Annotated in this window: 20 protein-coding genes; 12 read left to right on the top strand and 8 right to left on the bottom strand. The window is 67.0% G+C overall.

The window, feature by feature from the left end; translation table 11 throughout:
* Nucleotides 1–134 precede the first annotated feature (134 nt).
* Nucleotides 135–2,039: an ABC transporter substrate-binding protein gene (locus tag B4589_RS14475; protein ID WP_079234933.1), complete on the bottom strand. Its 1,905-nt coding sequence runs from the start codon at nt 2,037–2,039 to the stop codon at nt 135–137.
* 281 nt (nt 2,040–2,320) lie between these two features.
* Between B4589_RS14475 and B4589_RS14470 the strand changes: the two genes are divergently transcribed.
* A complete protein-coding gene (locus B4589_RS14470; protein WP_143414359.1) occupies nt 2,321–2,932 on the top strand; it encodes an NTP transferase domain-containing protein in 612 nt (203 codons plus the stop codon).
* A 9-nt stretch (nt 2,933–2,941) separates the two neighbouring features.
* Here B4589_RS14470 and B4589_RS14465 read toward each other — a convergent pair whose 3' ends face one another.
* A complete protein-coding gene (locus B4589_RS14465) occupies nt 2,942–3,715 on the bottom strand; it encodes an XdhC family protein (RefSeq protein WP_158081190.1) in 774 nt (257 codons plus the stop codon).
* A gap of 94 nt (nt 3,716–3,809) precedes the next feature.
* On the opposite strand from B4589_RS14465, the gene B4589_RS14460 reads away from it, so the two are divergent.
* Both B4589_RS14460 and B4589_RS14455 read left to right on the top strand, forming a co-directional pair.
* A complete protein-coding gene (locus tag B4589_RS14460; RefSeq protein ID WP_079234930.1) occupies nt 3,810–4,541 on the top strand; it encodes a metal-dependent hydrolase in 732 nt (243 codons plus the stop codon).
* A gap of 64 nt (nt 4,542–4,605) precedes the next feature.
* Nucleotides 4,606–5,001: an OsmC family protein gene (locus tag B4589_RS14455; RefSeq protein WP_079234929.1), complete on the top strand. Its 396-nt coding sequence runs from the start codon at nt 4,606–4,608 to the stop codon at nt 4,999–5,001.
* A gap of 9 nt (nt 5,002–5,010) precedes the next feature.
* On the opposite strand, the gene B4589_RS14450 is transcribed toward B4589_RS14455, so the two are convergent.
* The gene (locus B4589_RS14450; protein ID WP_079234928.1) at nt 5,011–5,202 is read right to left on the bottom strand and encodes a hypothetical protein; all 192 of its coding nucleotides are present in this window, start codon (nt 5,200–5,202) and stop codon (nt 5,011–5,013) included.
* 129 nt (nt 5,203–5,331) lie between these two features.
* On the opposite strand from B4589_RS14450, the gene B4589_RS14445 reads away from it, so the two are divergent.
* The 5 genes from B4589_RS14445 to cysS all read left to right on the top strand — a co-directional run bounded on the left by B4589_RS14445 (nt 5,332) and on the right by cysS (nt 10,006).
* Nucleotides 5,332–5,877 (top strand): hypothetical protein, encoded by a 546-nt coding sequence (locus B4589_RS14445; protein WP_079234927.1) that lies wholly within the window; start codon nt 5,332–5,334, stop codon nt 5,875–5,877.
* A 196-nt stretch (nt 5,878–6,073) separates the two neighbouring features.
* Entirely contained in the window at nt 6,074–6,478 is a 405-nt protein-coding gene (tnpA, locus tag B4589_RS14440; RefSeq protein ID WP_079234926.1) for an IS200/IS605 family transposase, read from the top strand.
* Nucleotides 6,475–7,743, top strand: a complete 1,269-nt coding sequence (locus B4589_RS14435) for an RNA-guided endonuclease TnpB family protein (RefSeq protein ID WP_079234925.1) — start codon at nt 6,475–6,477, stop codon at nt 7,741–7,743. Before tnpA ends, B4589_RS14435 begins: the two co-directional genes overlap by 4 nt.
* A gap of 224 nt (nt 7,744–7,967) precedes the next feature.
* Nucleotides 7,968–8,465 carry a hypothetical protein gene (locus B4589_RS14430; protein ID WP_079234924.1) on the top strand — a complete coding sequence of 166 codons (498 nt, stop codon included), beginning with the start codon at nt 7,968–7,970 and terminating at the stop codon, nt 8,463–8,465.
* A 62-nt stretch (nt 8,466–8,527) separates the two neighbouring features.
* A complete protein-coding gene (gene cysS, locus B4589_RS14425; RefSeq protein WP_079234923.1) occupies nt 8,528–10,006 on the top strand; it encodes a cysteine--tRNA ligase in 1,479 nt (492 codons plus the stop codon).
* 18 nt (nt 10,007–10,024) lie between these two features.
* On the opposite strand, the gene B4589_RS14420 is transcribed toward cysS, so the two are convergent.
* Entirely contained in the window at nt 10,025–10,324 is a 300-nt protein-coding gene (locus B4589_RS14420; protein WP_079234922.1) for a DUF357 domain-containing protein, read from the bottom strand.
* Nucleotides 10,325–10,418: 94 nt separating this feature from the next.
* Here B4589_RS14420 and B4589_RS14415 point away from each other — a divergent pair, with 94 nt between their 5' ends.
* The 4 genes from B4589_RS14415 (at nt 10,419) to B4589_RS14400 (ending at nt 13,419) form a co-directional block, all read left to right on the top strand.
* Nucleotides 10,419–11,513 (top strand): NAD(P)/FAD-dependent oxidoreductase, encoded by a 1,095-nt coding sequence (locus B4589_RS14415; protein ID WP_079234921.1) that lies wholly within the window; start codon nt 10,419–10,421, stop codon nt 11,511–11,513.
* Nucleotides 11,514–11,651: 138 nt separating this feature from the next.
* Nucleotides 11,652–11,936, top strand: coding sequence for a hypothetical protein (locus B4589_RS14410; protein ID WP_079234920.1), 285 nt, complete (start codon nt 11,652–11,654; stop codon nt 11,934–11,936).
* Nucleotides 11,937–12,171: 235 nt separating this feature from the next.
* Nucleotides 12,172–12,378, top strand: a complete 207-nt coding sequence (locus B4589_RS14405; RefSeq protein ID WP_079234919.1) for a hypothetical protein — start codon at nt 12,172–12,174, stop codon at nt 12,376–12,378.
* A gap of 63 nt (nt 12,379–12,441) precedes the next feature.
* The gene (locus B4589_RS14400; protein WP_079234918.1) at nt 12,442–13,419 is read left to right on the top strand and encodes an aldo/keto reductase; all 978 of its coding nucleotides are present in this window, start codon (nt 12,442–12,444) and stop codon (nt 13,417–13,419) included.
* Nucleotides 13,420–13,945: 526 nt separating this feature from the next.
* Here B4589_RS14400 and B4589_RS14395 read toward each other — a convergent pair.
* From B4589_RS14395 to B4589_RS14380, 4 genes are all read right to left on the bottom strand, one after another.
* Entirely contained in the window at nt 13,946–15,103 is a 1,158-nt protein-coding gene (locus B4589_RS14395; protein WP_079234917.1) for a pyridoxal phosphate-dependent aminotransferase, read from the bottom strand.
* The gene (gene ribH / locus B4589_RS14390) at nt 15,100–15,504 is read right to left on the bottom strand and encodes a 6,7-dimethyl-8-ribityllumazine synthase (protein ID WP_079234916.1); all 405 of its coding nucleotides are present in this window, start codon (nt 15,502–15,504) and stop codon (nt 15,100–15,102) included. Before ribH ends, B4589_RS14395 begins: the two co-directional genes overlap by 4 nt.
* A 123-nt stretch (nt 15,505–15,627) precedes the next feature.
* Nucleotides 15,628–16,881, bottom strand: a complete 1,254-nt coding sequence (locus B4589_RS14385; RefSeq protein WP_079234915.1) for a Glu/Leu/Phe/Val dehydrogenase — start codon at nt 16,879–16,881, stop codon at nt 15,628–15,630.
* 67 nt (nt 16,882–16,948) lie between these two features.
* The gene (locus B4589_RS14380) at nt 16,949–17,797 is read right to left on the bottom strand and encodes a CoA ester lyase (RefSeq protein ID WP_079234914.1); all 849 of its coding nucleotides are present in this window, start codon (nt 17,795–17,797) and stop codon (nt 16,949–16,951) included.
* Nucleotides 17,798–17,889: the final 92 nt, after the last annotated feature.

Here is a 17,889-nt window from a genome sequence, read left to right as displayed (position 1 = left end):
GCCGGTGACAACCGCCGTTCCCGTTCTGGCAATGGTATCGGTTGTCACACAGAGTGTGTTTCTGTACCGCATCTCGAATAATGTGTGTTTCGATAGCTGGCCCCTCGAACCCAAAAACTCGGGGCGAGAGACGCTCAGTCCTCTCGGTACCAGGCCGGGAAGTCCCAGCCGCTGAAGAAGTCCTCGATGGGCCCTTCGATGTCGGCGGCGTAGCCGATGGTGTTGGAGCTGAACGTCAGCATCCCGATCGGCTGGGCCTGGTTGAGGTTGACGAAGATCTCCACCATCGCGTCGGCGAGCTCCTCCCGACTGGTCGCGTTGTTCGCCTGGTTGTAGAGCTCCTCGGCGTCCCACTGCGGGTAGTACCCCTGCGGGTTGGTGCTCCCGTCCTGCAGGAAGAACACGTCGCTGACGGTGGGGTTGAGTGGGTAGGTGTTGTAGCCGTAGATGACCGTCATGTCCCAGCTCTCCGCGCTCGTCACGTCACGCGGACCGCGGTTGAACGGGCCGGCGTTCCACTCGGTCTCGCCCTCCGGTGCCTCCTGCTGGAAGTAGTTCGTCAGGAACTGCGAGGACTGGGTCGCGGTCGTCTCGACGACGATCCCGGCGTTCTCCTCGTACTCCTGGGCGATGAACTCCGCGAGGGACTGGTTGGTGTTCGACGACGCCGAGTGGTGCAGCGTGATGGTACACTGGTCGCCGTCGGGGTTAAGCAGGCGGCCCTGGCCGTCGTAGCTGTAGTCGGTGTCCTCGATCGCGTCGCGGATCCGGCTCCGCGCGGGCTCGGGACCGTAGAGGTCGCCGGTCCCCCACTGATCGATCGCGGAGTCGTCCTCGGGGTAGAACGTGGACCACTCGGGCTGGAACGTGTACGCCGGGTCGGCGAACCCACGGTAGATTCCCTGGACGACCTGGTTCTTGCTGACGGCGCAGGCCAGCCCCTGTCGGAACGAGCGGTCGCGGAAGAGGTTGCCCGGGCCGGTGTTCCAGCCGTTGTTACGCATGTTCCAGGTGATGAGGCTCTGGAACGGCGTCGGCGTGATGTTCACGTCGACGCTCTCCATCTGCTGGAACTCCGAGACGCGGTTCGGCGGGAGACCGGCAACGTCGGACTCGCCCGTCTCCAAGGCACCCAGCCGGGAGGCCTCCTCCTGGACGACCTGGGATTCGATCCCCTCGAAGTACGGGGCTTCCTCGAACAGCGGATCCACGTCGGTCGCATCGCGGAGGTAGTAGTCGTCGTTCCGCGAGAAGATCTGGGCGCTGCCACGGTTCCACTCGTCGAGCTGGTAGGCGCCGAGGTTCCCGGTGAACGTGAGCTCGAGCAGATCCTCGTCCTGCTGGAGGCCCTGGGAGTCCTCCTCCGCGACGTAGGGCTCCATGATCTCCTTCGGGATCGCGTAGAGGAGCGGCTCGTAGGATTCGGGGTAGAGCACGTTCGAGCTCGGGAGCTCGATCTGGAACTCCAGCTCGCCGGTCTGCTCGATGTTGTACCCCTCCTCGCCCGTGGGCCAGTTGGGCGAGTCGGGGGTGCCGGCCCAGCTGCTCTGGTGGATCTCCTGAACCTGATAGACGAAGTCCTCGGCGGTCACCTGGCGCTCGTACTCGCCGCCGAACATGAGGTTGTCACGGAGCTCCGCGACCCACACCTCACCGTTGTCGGAGGAGAGGTCGTAGAGCTGCGGGAGGAACTCCGTCCCGGGCATGAACGTGTACCCCATGTCCATCGTGTAGCCGATCAGCGTGCCGACCCCGTCCACGTTGTTGTAGAGGGGGTTGAGCGTCGACGCCGCGTTGGCGATCGTCCGCTGGTACGGACCGGTTCGCTCGGGGAGCTCCTGCCGTTCGGTCGCGGTCGGGGTGTCCGGCTCCGTCGCTTCCGGGTCCGGCTCGGTCGACGTCGACGTCGGCGAGTCCGTCCCGTCGCCGCCCGTACAGCCGGCCAGGCCGGCAGTACCGGCGATGCCGAGGCCCTGGAGCCATCGCCGCCGGTTCATCTTCGGGTGACTGTCTTCGCCTTGGTCAATAAGGTCAGACATGTGCTATGCGTATACCTCGATCCATTGTATAAACTTGTCGTTCGGTAACATGGTTCTTTCACCCATGGGAAACAGCATCGTACCGTCGAACTGTACAGGAGAATCCTGAACTGTGCAAATCTGCCTGGTACTGGTGATATCTGGTGTTTGAACACCTGTCCTATCCAACCAGACTGTCGGCCACGGAACGGGTGAGCCGTGAGTTTATGACCCTCCCGGCGCGTCCTCCGGCGTAATGCCTTCCTACGCCCGCGAGCGAGCCGCCGGACGCGGTGCCGGCGATGAGTGACCCCAGCCTACTCGGCCTGATCACGGCGGCTGGGGAGTCAACCCGGATGGGTGGGTTCCCCAAGCCGCTGCTGACGGTTGACCGGCAGCGGTTCGTGGAGCGACTGATCGAGCAGTACGGGCGAGCCGGTGTCGAACCGGTCGTGGTGCTGGGGTACGAAGCCGACGAGGTGCGTGCCCGTGCGGACCTGACCGGCGCGACGGTGATCGAGAACGAACAGTACGAGGCGGGGATGCTCAGTTCGGTTCGGGCCGGCGTGCGCGAAGCACGGGCACGTGACGCCGACGGCCTGCTGCTCTCGCCCGTGGACTACCCGCTGATTCCGGCGTCGGTCGTCCGCTTCGTGGCCGAGGCGTTCGCCGCCGACCGGGCGGCGGACGTGATCCAGCCGACGACCGACGGGGAACGCGGCCACCCGCCCCTGTTCGCCGCCTCGACGTTCGACACGCTGTTACACGATCCGGCGACGGAAGAACGGGGAGCGCGGGCGGTCGTCTACGCCGACGACACCGACACCCGGGAGGTGGACGTCGACGACGAGCGGATCTTCGTCGACGTCGACACGCCGGCGGAGTACTGGGACGCGATCAAGACGCACACGTAGGACGGCGGATCAGATTTCGGCGGAGAGCCCGTGGCGCACGCGGTTGAGCTCCGCGAGGATCGACAGCGCCACGTCCTCGGGCGCGCCGCCGCCGACCTCGATCCCCACGGGTGCGTGGAGGCGTTCCATCGCTTCGTCGTCGATTCCCTCGTCGCGAAGGCCCTCGCGGACGTGGTCGGCTTTCTCCGCGGAGGCCACCAGCCCGACGTAGTAGGCGCCGCGCCGGAGCGCCTCGGCCGCCGCAACCCGGTCGAACGTGCCGCTCCGGCTGGCGATCGCGACCGCGGTGTTCGAGCCGACGCCGAACTCGGCGATCCCCTCGTCGTAGTCACCGGTGAACAGTTCCGCGTCGGGAAAGCGCTCGGGGTCGGCGTACCCCTCGCGGTCGTCGACGACGAACGTGTCGTACCCCATCTCGTTCGCCATCCGGCTGAGCGGCACCGCGATGTGCCCCGCGCCCGCGATCACGAGTTCCGGCGCGCCGACGAGCACGTTGATGAACACGGCCATCTCGCCCCCGCAGACCATCCCCGTGTTGCCGTCGCGGGTCAGCTCCCAGCGCTCGCGCCGCGGTTCGCGCTCCTCGATCGCCTCGAGGGCGGCCTCCTTCGTCAGCGCCTCGACGGTGCCGCCGCCGATGGTGCCCTCGATCTCGCCGTTCGCCCGGACGAGCATCGTCGCACCGGGGTCGCGGGGGGCGCTGCCCTCGACCTCGGTCACCGTGGCGATCGCGACCGTCTCGCCCTCGTCGGTGAGTTCGGCCGCCCGTCCGTGGACTCCCATTGGCCGCACTGACCGCTCTCGGGACTTAGGGATGTCGCACATCCCCCTCGGTAGCAGTAAGATTCACGGCCCGCGCGCCCCGACTGTCGACTGCATGACGTTCGAACTCACCTGGCACGGCCACTCGACCTGGGCAGTCACCGTCGACGACACCGAACTCCTGATCGACCCGTTCTTCGACAACCCCAAGACGGACACCTCGCCCGAGGAACTGGACCCCGACTACCTGCTGTTGACCCACGGCCACGCCGACCACATCGGCGACGTCGACCGCTACGAGGGCGCGACCGTGGTCGCGACGCCGGAGCTGGCCGGCTACCTCGAGGACAACTTCGGCCACGAGAACGCCGTCGGCGGCATGGGGATGAACCTCGGCGGCACCGTCGAGTGCGGCGACGCCTGGGTGACGATGGTGCGTGCGGACCACTCCAACGGGATCGAGACCGGCTACGGCACCTCCGCGGGGATGCCCGCCGGCTTCGTGATCAGCGACAAGAAGCCCACCCAGGAGGCGGACGCCGACGCCACCACGTTCTACCACGCCGGCGACACCTCGCTCCACTCCGAGATGAAGGACGTGATCGCGCCGTTCCTCGAACCCGACGCCGCCGCGGTGCCCGCGGGCGACCACTTCACGATGGGGCCGGCACAGGCCGCCGTCGCGGTCGACTGGGTGGATGCGGACGTGGCGTTCCCGATGCACTACGACACGTTCCCGCCGATCGAGATCGACACCGACGAGTTCGTCCGTGAGGTGAAGGCGACGGGCAGCGACGCCGAGGCGGTCGTGCTCGACGGCGACGAGCGCTACACCCTCGCCGAGTAGCGCCCGTCGCCGCGAGGCCGGGGCAGCAAGATTTAGGCCCCGAACGACCCAACCGTCGACCGCGATGAGCAAACAGGTCACTACTGTCTCCGAGGACGGCTACGATTCCACGACCGAGATCCGCGACTTCTCCGTCGACATCGACCCCGGCGGCGAGTCCGCGCCCGACACGCTGGAGTCGCTGCTCGCCTCCTACGGCGCGTGCTACGTTCCGGCGCTGCGCGTCGGCGCCAAGCAGCGCGACGTCGGCGAGCTCGGGAAGATCGAGCTCTCGATCACTGGCGAACTCAACGACGACGACAAGCTCGATAGCATCCACTTCGACGTCGCCGTCGGCGCCGACGTGACCGAGGAGGAGGGTGAGGAAGCGATCGACCGCGCGTTCGACCTCTGTAAGGTTCACGACGCGCTGAAGGAGAGTCTCCACGCCGAGACGACGTTCGAAGGCGACGCGTTCTAGACCGGCGACTCAGCGTTCCAGCAGTTCTTTCTCGCGGCCGTCGGGCTCCGTCTCCCGAGCGCGAGCCTGTCGCCGGTACTCGCCGTAGGTCATCACCTCGCCGTCGGCGATCACGAGGTCGGTGCCGACGGTCGACAGGTCCGGCCCGTGATCGCGGGCCGGAGCGTCGCGAACGACGGGTGGTGTGCTACTGGTACCCATACGTGGAGAGTGCGCCGACGAGTACATAAACTTTTCCCGGAAACACCCCACAGCGAGCGTCTGTTGTCGATTCCTCGTGGGAGCCAGTTCGGGTGAACGTTTTTGCTCCCTTAGGTCTCACCCACAAGCGTGTCGGCACTCGAAGTCCACCTCAACCGGGGCCAGCCCCGCGGGATCGATGCGCCGGCGTCGTTCGTGGCCGACGGCCCGTTCGACGTTGCGCTCGTGAACCACGGCGCCGGCTCGCACGTCCACCTCGCGCTCGACGAGTCGCTGGCGGGGGTAGCGCGACTCCGGGGCGAGGACGAGTACGTCGATCGCGAGTCGACGACCCGGATCGGCGTCGACGCCGCCGAGATCGACCAGCCCGTCACGGGCCAGCTCACGATCTCGACCGGCTACGGCACCGAGAGCCGTCGCGTCGACCTCCGCATCGAGCCGTCCCGTGCGGAGGGGTACGGGATCGATATCGACGAGGAGCTCGGCAGCCCACGAACCGAGGAGTCGATCCGGGAGGCGTTGGACGCCGAGGCAGTCGGCCTGCTCGCCCTAGCGGGCGTCGCGCTGCTCGCGGCGGTCGCCGTGGCGCTGCTGGTGGAGAGTGCCGTCGTCGGCGCCGCCGCGGCGGTCGTGGCGCTGGTCACCGTCGTCGGCGTCGTCGTAGCGTTGACGTGATCGTGGTTTAGCTGAATGCAGGCGCTAAGCCCCCCTCCCTCAAGGAGCACCGCAGTCCGCGCCAGCGGACAAGGAGCGCAGTAGGGAGGGGATACAGCGCCGTCATCGTCTTCCATATACTGTTCTATTCCCAACCCACAGGCCCACGCAGTCGTAACTTCTTTCTACTAGGATACATAAATATTGACCGAACCCAATGGAGTACGACCTCGACACGGGAGCACACTCGGTGTATTCACTCCACTACCACCTGATACTCACCACCAAGTATCGTCGTGGTGTGCTCACCGAGGAGCGAACCCAATATATTCGCGGGGTCATCGAGGGGTTCGCGGACAAGTATGGTGTCACACTGACCAATCTCGACGGTGAAGACGACCACGTTCACATCCTGTTCCGGGCTGAACCAACCACAGACCTCGTGAAGTTCATCAACACCGTCAAAGGTGCGACTGCTCGACGCATCCGCAACGAGTACGAAGATGAACTCAAAACCGACCTGTGGGGCGGCTCGTTCTGGAACGACTCGTACTGTCTCATCTCGACAGGACAAGTCTCACTGGATGTGTTGAAAGAGTACGTCGAAAACCAGCGAACATGAACTACAACTACAGGTATCGCCTCAGGCTGACCGACAGCCAGCGTGAGACGCTGGACTACCACCGCGATACCTGTCGCCAACTCTACAACCACGCCCTCTACCGCTTCAACCAGATCCCCGAAGACGAGGGCACTGTCAAACAGCGTGTCCGCAAGATTCGTGACGAGCTTCCCGACCTCAAAGACTGGTGGGACGCACTCACCGACATCTACTCGAAGGTGCTCCAGCCCACCGTCATGCGGATCGCGAAAAACATCAACGCACTCGGGGAACTCAAAGAACAGGGCTACAAGGTTGGTGAACTCCAATGGAAATCACCACGCGAGTTTCGCAGTTTCACCTACAACCAGTCTGGCTTCGAACTCGACAAGAAGGGTGGTCAGACCGTGTTGTCGCTGTCGAAACTCGCAGACATTCCCATCGAACTGCACCGACCGCTGCCCGAGGACGCCACCCTCAAAGAAGTCACGCTCAAAAAAGAGAAAACTGGCGAGTGGTTCGCCATCTTCGGCATCGAGATGGACACAGAACCGCCAGCCAAGCCACCGCTGGAGGAGATCGACGCCGAGGAGGTGGTCGGCATCGACGTGGGCATTCTGAAGTATGCCCATGATACTGACGGGACGGCAGTCGAATCACTCGACCTCTCGGAAGAACGCGACAGGCTCGAACGAGAGCAACGGAAGCTCTCGCGCAAAGAGTACGAGTCGAACAACTGGGAGAACCAACGTCGGCGTGTCGCTGAGTGCCATCTCGACATCAAGCGCAAGCGGCGTGATTTCCTGCACAAACTCTCGAACTACTACGCTCGGGAGTACGAACTGGTGGCCGTCGAAGACCTCGACGTGAAAGCCATGCTGGAATCGCCGCGTAACAGCCGCAACACAGCCTCGGCGGCGTGGAACACCTTCACCGATCTGCTCGAAACGAAGTGTGAGCGCGAAGGCACGCACTTCGTGGAAGTTGAACCCGACGGAACCACCAAAGAGTGCGCGCAGTGTGGCGTCGAAACCGACAAACCGCTGTGGGTGCGTGAGCACTCCTGTCCTGCCTGTGGCTTCGAGGCGGACAGAGACGCAAACGCAGCGTGGAACATTCTTTCTCGCGGACTCAGCGACCTAGGAGTGGGTCACTCCGAATCAACGCCTGTGGAGACTGCGCTCCCTGCGGGAACCACCCTGGTTCCTGCAAAGCGCGTCTTGGAAGCAGGAAGCCCCTGCCTCAAGGAACGAGCGGCTCCGCCGCGAGTGAGTAGGCAGGGGTAGTTCACGAGTCGTTCTTGCTGCCGGTGTAGTCCCCCGATTCGTCGACGACCGCGACCGCAACAGCAGCTCGATCGTTGACCACTTGCGACCGCGACCGCACCACAGCCGCTACCGCACACCATCACCGCTGCCGGGTGTGGCGCCGATCGAACCGACCGTACCCGGCATCGGAGCGCCGCCCGCGGGTGGATGGACTTTTGCCGTCGCCCGCGTCACTCCCCACCATGTCCACCGCAGCAGCGACCCGTGAGGCGGTCCGCGAGCGGCCGTTCCTCCTGCTCGCGCTCCGTGCCGGCGTGGTCAACTACACCGCCGCCGCCGAGCGACTCGACCTCGACGCCGGCAACGACGCCGTCGCGACCGCGCTCCGCCGGTTCGCCGAGGACCTGCCCGAGTTCGAGACGCACGAGACGAGCGCTCGAGTCCGGATGGAGAGCGGTGTCGGCCTCGTCGACACGGGGGCGGAGGCCGCCGAAGACGCACTGCTCTCGGTCGGCGGCAGCGCGGTCGTCCCCGACGCTGGATCGCTGACCGCGGTGCTCGCGACCGGTGACGTGGACACCGCCGCGCTCGGTGCGGTCTGTGGCCGACTCGACGCCGAGGGGATCGACGCCGAGGCGGCGGCGGTCGGGAACGGAACCCTCCTCGTCGTCGTCGACCGGCGCGAGGGCGTGGCGGCGCTCCGGGCGGTCGAGGACGCGCTCGAACGGGTGCCCGCCTGAGTCATCGCCGGCGCGAGCGCCCATCCGACGGCTTCAAACCGCCGGCTGGAGAACGCTCCTCCATGACCCTGTCGCTGACCGACACCCTGTCGGGCGAGCGCGAGGAGTTCGAACCCAGCGGCGACTCGGTGCTGCTCTACGTCTGCGGGCTGACGGTCTCGGACGACCCCCACCTCGGCCACGCCCGCCTCTGGGCGCAGGCGGACATCCTCCACCGCTGGCTCGCCCACGAGGGGTACGACGTGCGCCACGTCGAGAACGTCACCGACGTGAACGAGAAGATCACCGCTCGCGTCGGTGAACGCGAGGAGTGGGACACGGAAGCCGACGTGGCCCGCCACTACACCGAGGAGGTGCTCCAGCGCATGCGGGACCTGAACCTCCTGCGCGCGGAAGTCTACCCGCGAGTCTCCGAGCACGTCCCGGAGATCGTCGAGCTCGTGGAGACGCTGATCGAGGGGGGGTACGCCTACGAGTCCAACGGCTCGGTGTACTTCGACGTGAGCGAGTTCGCGGAGTACGGGAAGCTCTCGAACCAGACCGTCGACGAACTCGAGGAGCAGGGCGACCCCGACGAGCGAAGCGAGAAGCGCAACCCCGCCGACTTCGCGCTCTGGAAAGCCGGCGGCGTCGGCGCCGACGCGGTCGAGGAACACCGCAAACACGACCACGAGGGCGACCTGCCCGAGGGCCAGACCTGGGAGTCGCCGTGGGGGGAGGGTCGCCCCGGCTGGCACGTCGAGTGCTCCGCGATGTCGATGACCCACCTCGGCGACACGCTTGACATCCACATGGGCGGGCAGGATCTCGTCTTCCCCCACCACGAGAACGAGATCGCCCAGAGCGAGGCGGCGACGGGCCAGCGCTTCGCGAACTACTGGCTGCACGTCGGCTTCATGCAGGCCGGCAGCGAGAAGATGTCCTCCTCGCTGGGGAACTACTTCACCGTCGGGGACGCCGTCCGGGAGTTCGGCCCGAACGTGCTCCGCACCTTCTACGCCTCGGCGGAGTACCGCTCCCAGCAGGCGTACACCGAAGAGACGATCGAGGAGGCCCGCCGGCGCTGGGAGCGCCTCGAACGGGCCTACGAGACCGCCGTCGAGTACGCCGACAGCGCCGACGCGCTCACGAAAACCGAGGACTCGGAGTTCCGCGACGACCTCGCGGCGGCCCGCGCCGGCTTCGAGGCCGCGATGAACGACGACCTCAACGCCCGCGAGGCGATGGCGGAACTGCTCGAAGTCGCGACCGCGATCAATCGTCACGTCGAGGACGGTGCCCCCTACGACTACCGCGCGCTCCGGGAGTCGATCGAGTTCTTCGAGGAGTACGGTGAGGGCGTGTTCGGCCTCCAGTTCGGCGACGTGACCGAGGGCGAGGCCGAGATCGCCGAGGACCTCGTGGAGCTGGTGCTCGACGTGCGCGAGGAGGAGCGCGACGCGGGCAACTACGAGCGCGCCGACGATCTCCGGGACCGACTGGAGGCGCTGGGCGTCGAGGTCGAGGACAGCGACGACGGGCCGACGTACCGGTTCGACTGACGGTCGGTTGCGAGTCGCCTATCCGTCGCCCGCGTCAGTCGTGAACAGCTCCGTGTCCTCGGGGATCTCGAACAGCCCGAACCGCACACCTGCGTCGAGCCAGCCGTAGCCGTAGGAGAAGGAGGCCAGCGCGTTCACGGGGTCGTCGGCCTCGCGGAAGTGGCGACCGTCGTCGAGGTAGGAGTCGGCCATCTCGTACGTCTCCGCGGCGGCCTCACCCAGGGGCGTCCCCGGCGGGGCCGCAGGCTCGGCGGCGTCGAGGGCGTCGGCGAGCATCTCGCCGTAGCGGTCGGTCTTCTCTGCCAAGTCGGCGGCCATGGTCGGGACTCCGGCGCGCCGGCGGTAAGGCTGTCGGAGCGTGGCAACTGCCCACAACATAACGTACATACCGCACACCCACCTACTTCGGTTCATGAGCGAGAACGTCGAGGAGGCGACCGAACACCGTCGCCTGATCATCGCCGGCACGGGGATCGCGGGGCTGACCGCGGCGATCTACGCCGGCCGGTCGAACAACGACCCCCTGGTGTTCGAAGGTGACGAGCCGGGCGGCCAGCTCACGCTGACCACCGAGGTCGACAACTACCCCGGCTTCCCCGAGGGGATCTCCGGGCCGGACCTCGTGAACAACATGAAGGAGCAGGCCGAGCGCTTCGGCGCCGAACTCGACCACGGGATCGTCGTCGACGTGACCGGGCTCGGGGACGAGGACGGCACCGACGGCTCGCCGTTCCGTGTCGAGATGCGCGACGGCACCGTCTACACCTGCGACGCGTTCATCGCTGCCTCGGGCGCCTCCGCGCGCACGCTCGGCGTTCCCGGCGAGGACGAGCTGATGGGGTACGGGCTCTCGACGTGTGCGACGTGTGACGGCGCGTTCTTCCGCGACGAGGACATGCTCGTGGTCGGCGGCGGCGACGCCGCGATGGAGGAGGCGAACTTCCTCACCAAGTTCGCCGACACCGTCTACATCGCCCACCGACGCGACGAGTTCCGCGCCGAGGACTACTGGATCGACCGCATCATGGAGAAAGTCGACGAGGGCGAGGTGGAGATCCTCTGGAACACCGAGCTCACGGAGATCCACGGCACTCCAGACGAGGGGATCGATTACGCCTCGCTCGTCCGCCACCCCGAGGGCCACCCCAAGGAGAAGTTCGAGGCCGGCGACGACGGCGTCGAGACGTTCGAGATGGACGTGGGCGCGGTGTTCTACGCCATCGGTCACACGCCGAACACCGGCTACCTCGACGATACGGGCGTCGAACTCGACGACGAGGGGTACATCATCACGGAGGGCGGCCGCGGCGCCAACCAGACGGCGACCGACGTGCCGGGGCTGTTCGGCGCCGGCGACGTGGTCGACCACCACTACCAGCAGGCGGTGACCGCCGCCGGCATGGGCAGCGAGGCCGCGCTCGACGCCGACGACTGGCTGGAGGAGCGCGAGCGCGCCGACGAACTCGGCATCGACGCGACCCCCGAGCCTGCCGCGGGCGACGACTAACGGTGTCGCCGGAGCGGGCAGCCGGCGACGACTAACGGTGTCGCCGAGGCGAACAGCCGGCGACGACTGACTGCCGAATCCCCTTCTCCCGCGAGCCGAGACCCACAGAGCCTTACGTCCGACCACCAACTCGTGGGTATGGCCGAGACGAAGACGTTCACTGTCGAGGGTCCCGACGGCGAAACCGACACTGTCGACGTGCCGCCCGTTATGCTCGAGCTGATGCAAGAGGGCGACGAGTCGGACGCCGAGATCATCGCGGACATCGTGCTGCAGGCGTTCGCCCAGCAGGCCCACGCCCGCGTCCACCACGCCGAGGGCGGCGTGGCCGACGAGGTCGAGGACGCGAACGAGGCGCTCGAAGAGCTGTTCGAGGAGCGCTTCGGCCTCTCGCTGTCCGAGGCGATGGGTCACCAGCACTGACGACGCCCCGCAGTTCTCACCGCTTTTTGACGGCCGGAAGCGCCAGCTCCGGCGAACGTTTATGACCGATAGCGCGACCAGCCTCCCCGTGCGGTGAACACCGCCGTGGGCTGAACGAGGCCGGAGCGCGACCCACCGGCCCACGGTCCGTCGCTGGGTCGCCTGTTCGCTACTCCCGTCGCCCGACCAGCCGATCGGCCGGTGGAGTTTCCCTGCTGGGCCGGGGACTCACCGTATGGAGTACGAAAACATCCTTCGGGACTGGTTGCTCGGGCTGATCGCTGCGCTGCTGGCGTCGATCGCGCTGTCGACGACACCCGCCGGCGAGTCGTACCTCGGCATTCTGGAGCCGCTGGTGGTCGTGCTCGCGCTCGTGACGTTCCTCGCGTTCGTCCTAATCACCGGCGCGTTCCTGGTCTACACGGCGAGCTTCCGGGACTAGCTCGGTCCCCGTCGCGTTCGCCGACGGGCGTGGCTTTTTGCGCCAAGCGCGTAACCGTCTCCCATGGAGTACACGACACTCGGCGACACCGGGATGCAGGTTTCGCGGATCGCGCTCGGCTGCATGAGCTTCGGCGACTCCGGATGGCGCGACTGGGTGCTCGACGAGGAGGAAGGGACGGAACTGATCGACCGCGCGGTCGAACTCGGGGTGAACTTCTTCGATACGGCGAACATGTACTCCCGCGGCGAGTCCGAGCGCGTGCTCGGCGACGCGCTCGCGGAGTACGACCGCGACGAGATGGTGGTCGCCACCAAGGGGTACTTCCAGATGCGAGAGGACGACCCCAACTCGGGCGGCCTCTCGCGGAAGGCGATCGAACAGGAGCTCGACGCCTCGCTCGATCGGCTCGGGATGGACACCGTCGACCTCTACCAGACTCACCGCTGGGACGACGACACACCCATCGAGACCACGATGCGCGCGCTCGACGACGCTGTCCGCCGCGGGAAGGCCCGCCACGTCGGTACGTCGTCGATGTGGGCCCACCAGTTCGCCGAGGCGCTGCACACCAGCGACCGCGAGAACCTCGAACGGTACGCGACGATGCAGGATCACTACAACCTCCTTTACCGCGAGGAGGAACGCGAGATGCTGCCGCTGTGTGCGCGGGAGAACGTCGGCGTGCTCCCGTGGTCGCCGCTGGCTCGCGGCTTCCTCGCGCGCCCACACGAGGAGCTCGAAGCCACGACCCGCGGGCAGAACGAAGTCGAGTCCGACCGCCACCCGTACCTGGCGAACGGCGGGCGCGAGATCAACGAGCGCGTCGAGGAGCTCGCCGCCGAGAAGGACCTGAAGATGGCCCAGATCGCGCTGGCGTGGCTGCTACACAAGGACGCCGTCGACGCCCCCGTCGTCGGCACCACCAGCGTCGAACACCTCGAGGACGCGGTCGAGGCGCTCTCGGTGTCGCTGAGCTCGTCGGAGGTCGAGTACCTGGAAGAGCCGTACCAGCCGGTCGAAGTCTCGGGTCACGAGTGAGCGTGTCGCGTTCCGGCTGCCCGGACACGCATCTCCCAGTTCGGTAGAAAACTGATCGCGTAGCGGGTCAGCAAACGGTAGCGCGGAGCTTCCTTCCTCAACGAGCGAAGCGAGTAGGGAGGAGAGGAAGCGAGTTCGTACACGCTTAATACTACCCGCGACGTATCCCATGCTACTGTCGCCCTCGCACACGTCGGGGACGGCAGGAGCCACGAGTAAACTGGCTCCTGTGGTGCGATCCCAACGCACCCTGTACTCGGGAACGACGACCGCGAACGGTTCAACTCCGTCCCCGTCTTGGGGTAGAGCGTGAGAACACCGGGAATTAAATCGGCGGGACAATCCCGGCCTCGGTCGGAGTGGGAGGCGTATCAAATCGCGCCCACGCCGAGGCAAGGACGGCAAGAGGAAGTCGGGCCACGCCCATGCACGGGGTCGTGGGGCACAATGTCGTTTCGGCAAAGCCCCGCCCTCAAGGAGTGACCGACCGTCGCAAGGCGGGAGGGAGCGAGTAGGGCGGGGTAGTTTACATCAGCCCTTCCGCGGCCAGCCGCTCGAACCCTTCCTTCAGCCGTTCCTCGCTGGCGGCGTAGGAGATCCGGGCGTATCCGGGGGCGTTGAACGCGCTGCCGGGGACCGTCGCGACGTGGGCGTCCTCGATGGCCGCGTCGGCCCACTCGACGTCGTCGTTGGGGGTCGGGATCATCGCGTAGAACGCGCCCTGTGGTCGCGGGATCACCTTCCCGTGGTCCGCGAGCAGGTCGACCACGAGGTCGCGGCGGCGCTCGAACGCCTCGACCATCGTCGCCACGTCGCTCTCGACGCTGCGCAGCGCCTCGACGCCGGCGTGCTGGACGAAGTTGGGCGCACACGTCACCGAGTGGCCGTGGATCTTCGACACCTGATCGACCAGCGCCTCGGGCGCGGCGAGGTAGCCCAGCCGCCAGCCCGTCATCGAGTACGCCTTCGAGAACCCGTTGACCGTCACCGTCCGCTCGGCCATCCCGTCGAACGACGCGAGGGAGGTCGGGTCGGCGTCGTACGTGATCCGGTCGTAGATCTCGTCGGCGACGACGGTCACGTCGTGCTCGACCGCGAGATCACGCACCCCCTCCAGCGCGGCGTCGGAGAACACCGCACCCGTCGGGTTCGAGGGGGAGTTCACGAGCAGTAACTGCGTCTCGTCGGAGATCGCCGCCGCCAGGTCGTCCAGCGCAGGTTCGAGGTCGAAGTCGTGCTGGCCCAGATCGACCCGCGTGAGGTCGCCGCCGGCGAGTTTCACCATCGCCTCGTAGGAGACCCACGCCGGGTCGAGCAGGATCACCTCGTCGCCCTCGTCGACGAGCGCCTGCACGGTTTCGAACAGCGCCTGCTTCGCACCGGGGGTGACGACGACGTTCTCGGGACCGCAGGCGACGCCTTTCGCTTTCAGGTCGGTCGAGATCGCCTGCCGGAGTTCGGGGATGCCGCTGGAGGCGGTGTAGCCGGTGTTCCCCTCCGCGATCGCCTGCTGGCCGGCCTCACGGATTCGTTCGGGCGTCGGGAAGTCCGGTTCGCCCACGGAGAGGTCGACCACGTCGACGCCCTGCTCCTGGAGTTCGCTCGCCTTGTTGCCGACCGCGACGGTCGCCGACGGCTCGACACGGCCGACGCGCTCGGCGAACCCCCACTCGTGCTCGCTCATGCGAGGGCCTCCACCATGTCGACCGCGGCGTCGACCGCGTCGGCACCCTTGTCGACACGCTCGCGCGCTTCCGCCCCGCTCTGTCCGGGACCGGTGATCCCGTAGGTCACCGGCGTGTCCCGGTCGAGCCCGACCGACTGGAGCGACTCGGCGGTCGCGTCGCTGATCACCTGATCGTGATCCGTATCGCCCGTGACCACCGCGCCGACGACCGCGACGGCGTCGATCTCGTCGCGCCGGGCCAGTCGATCAGCGGCCAGCGGGCTGTCGTACACCCCCGGCACGTGCACGGTCTCGTCGATCTCGACGCCCCGTTCCGCGGCGGCGTCTGTCGCCGCGTCCGCCATCCGCTCGGTGACGGAGGCGTTGAACTGCGCTACCACGAGTCCGAGATTCACCATACGCGATCCTCGGCACCGTCGATGAAAGAACTACCGAAGCGGGCGATTCGGACAGCCGAGGCTGACAGGTGATCGAGACGGAGAAACACACTGCGTGCGCCGTTCCGGAGCGACGAAAGCCGTCTAGGGCCAGTTGCCGTTGTCGGTGAACGCGTCGACGACGCGCTGGATCGCGACGACGTACGCCGCGGTCCGGAAGTTCGGCACGTCGAACGCCTCGTAGGCGGTCGTCAGGTCGTCGAACGCGTTCGTGATGATCGCCTCCAGTTCCTCGTTGACCCGCTGCTCGTCCCAGTAGAAGCGCTGGCGGTTCTGCACCCACTCGAAGTAGGAGACGGTCACGCCGCCGGCGTTGGCGAGGATGTCCGGGAACACGTGAACGTCCTTCTCGGTCAGCACGTCGTCGGCGTCGGGCGTGAGCGGGCCGTTCGCGGCCTCGACGATCACGTCCGCGCTGACGTCCGCCGCGAGGTCGCCGTCGATGGCGTTCTCCAGCGCCGCGGGGACCAGCAGATCGACGTCCATCGTGAGCAGCACCTCGTTCGAGAGCGACTCGGCGTCGTCGTACCCCGAGACCGAGCCGGACTCGCGTTTGAACTCCTTGACGGAAACCGGGTCGAGCCCGTCGGGATCGTGGATCGCGCCCGAGGAGTCCGAGACGGCGACGACGTCGGCGCCGAGCTCGTCGATCAGCTTGGCGGCGATCCAGCCCGCGTTGCCGTACCCCTGGACGGCGACGCTCGCGCCCTCGATGTCGCGGCCGAGGTAGTCGAACGCCTCACGCGCGGTGAGCATCGTCGAGCGACCGGTCGCCTCGACGCGGCCCGCGCTCCCGCCGGCCTCGATGGATTTCCCGGTGACGACGCCGGGCTCGGTCGTGTTCTCCAGCGTCTCGTAGGTGTCCTTGATCCAGTTCATCTCCCGCTGGCCCGTGTTCACGTCGGGCGCGGGGACGTCCTTGTCCTCGCCGACGAGCGGCCGCAGCTCCTCGGCGAACGATCGGGTGAGCCGTTCGAGTTCGCCCGCGGAGTACTCCGAGGGATCGACGACGATCCCTCCTTTCCCGCCGCCGTAGGGGATGTCGACGACGGCGCATTTGTACACCATCCAGCCCGACAGCGCCTTGACCTCGTCGCGGGTGACGCCCGGGTGGTACCGGATGCCGCCCTTGTAGGGGCCCCGGTCGCCGTTGAACTGCGATCGGAACGCCTTGAAGCGCTCGATCGACCCGTCGTCCATGTCCACAGAGAGGTTCGTCTCCAGCACGCGCTCGGGGTACTTGAGCCGGTGGATGACGTCGTCGTCGACGTCGAGGTACGCGGCTGCGTCGTCGATCTGCTCCTGCAGACTCTCGAACGGGTTAGCCTCGTCTGACATTCCGGCGAGAAATTCGGCCGTAGCTCGAATAAGCCTGCCGAAGTCCTAACGGGACGTTTGTGAAGGATTACCGCTCGTCGCCCGCAGCAGCCCGCTCGAGCACGCGCTCGGCCTGCGCGATCAGCGGCGGGTCGATCATCTCGCCGTCGACGCTGAACACCGCACGCCCCTCGGCTTCGGCCTCGTCGCGCGCTTCGAGCACGCGTTCGGCCCACTCGACGCGCTCGGGAGCGGGCGTGAACGCGTCGTTGATCACGGGCACCTGCGTGGGGTGGATCGCCAGCTTCCCGTCGTACCCCAGCTGGAGCGCGAACTCGGTCGACTCCCGCAGCCCCGCCTCGTCCTCGTAATCCGTGTGAACCGTGTCGATCGCGTCGATCCCTGCCGCGCTCGCGGCCAGCAGCACCTGCTGACGGGCGCCGAGCACCTCCGTCCCCTCGTCGGTCCGGGTCGCGCCGAGGTCGGCGGCGAGATCCTCGGCGCCGAACACCAGCGCGTCCGTCGCCGGCGCGTCGGCGATCTCCTCGGCTCGCAACACGCCGCGGGCGGTCTCCACCAGCGCGAGCAGCGCGGGGTCGGCGTCGTGCTCGTCGAACAGGTCGGCGACCCACTGCACGTCGGCGGCCTCCGCGACTTTCGGCACCATCACGCCGTCGAGACGGACCGACGCCTCGGTGTCGAGCAGCGCGTCGACGTCGGCGGCGGCGTCGACACTCACGCGCACGGTCACCTCGCAGTCGGGGTCGAACTCGGGGTCAGCGAGCAGTTCCCGAACCGACGCCCGCGCCGCCTCGCGCTGGCTCGGTGCGACGGCGTCTTCGAGGTCGAAACAGATCGTGTCCGCCCCGGATTCGGGGGCTTTGCGCATCAGCTCCGGGCGGTCGCCCGGCGAGAACAGGAGGCTTCTGCGTGCCATACCCGTGGCTGGGTCGGCGCGGAGTATAACTGGTTGGGGATTCGCCCGGCGTCGAGGAGTCGGCAGCGTTTTGCGCCGACCGCCCCAGCCGC

The organism is Halolamina sp. CBA1230, assembly GCF_002025255.2.
In the GTDB taxonomy this organism is placed as follows: domain Archaea; phylum Halobacteriota; class Halobacteria; order Halobacteriales; family Haloferacaceae; genus Halolamina.
This window is presented reverse-complemented; position numbering and strand designations above follow the sequence as displayed.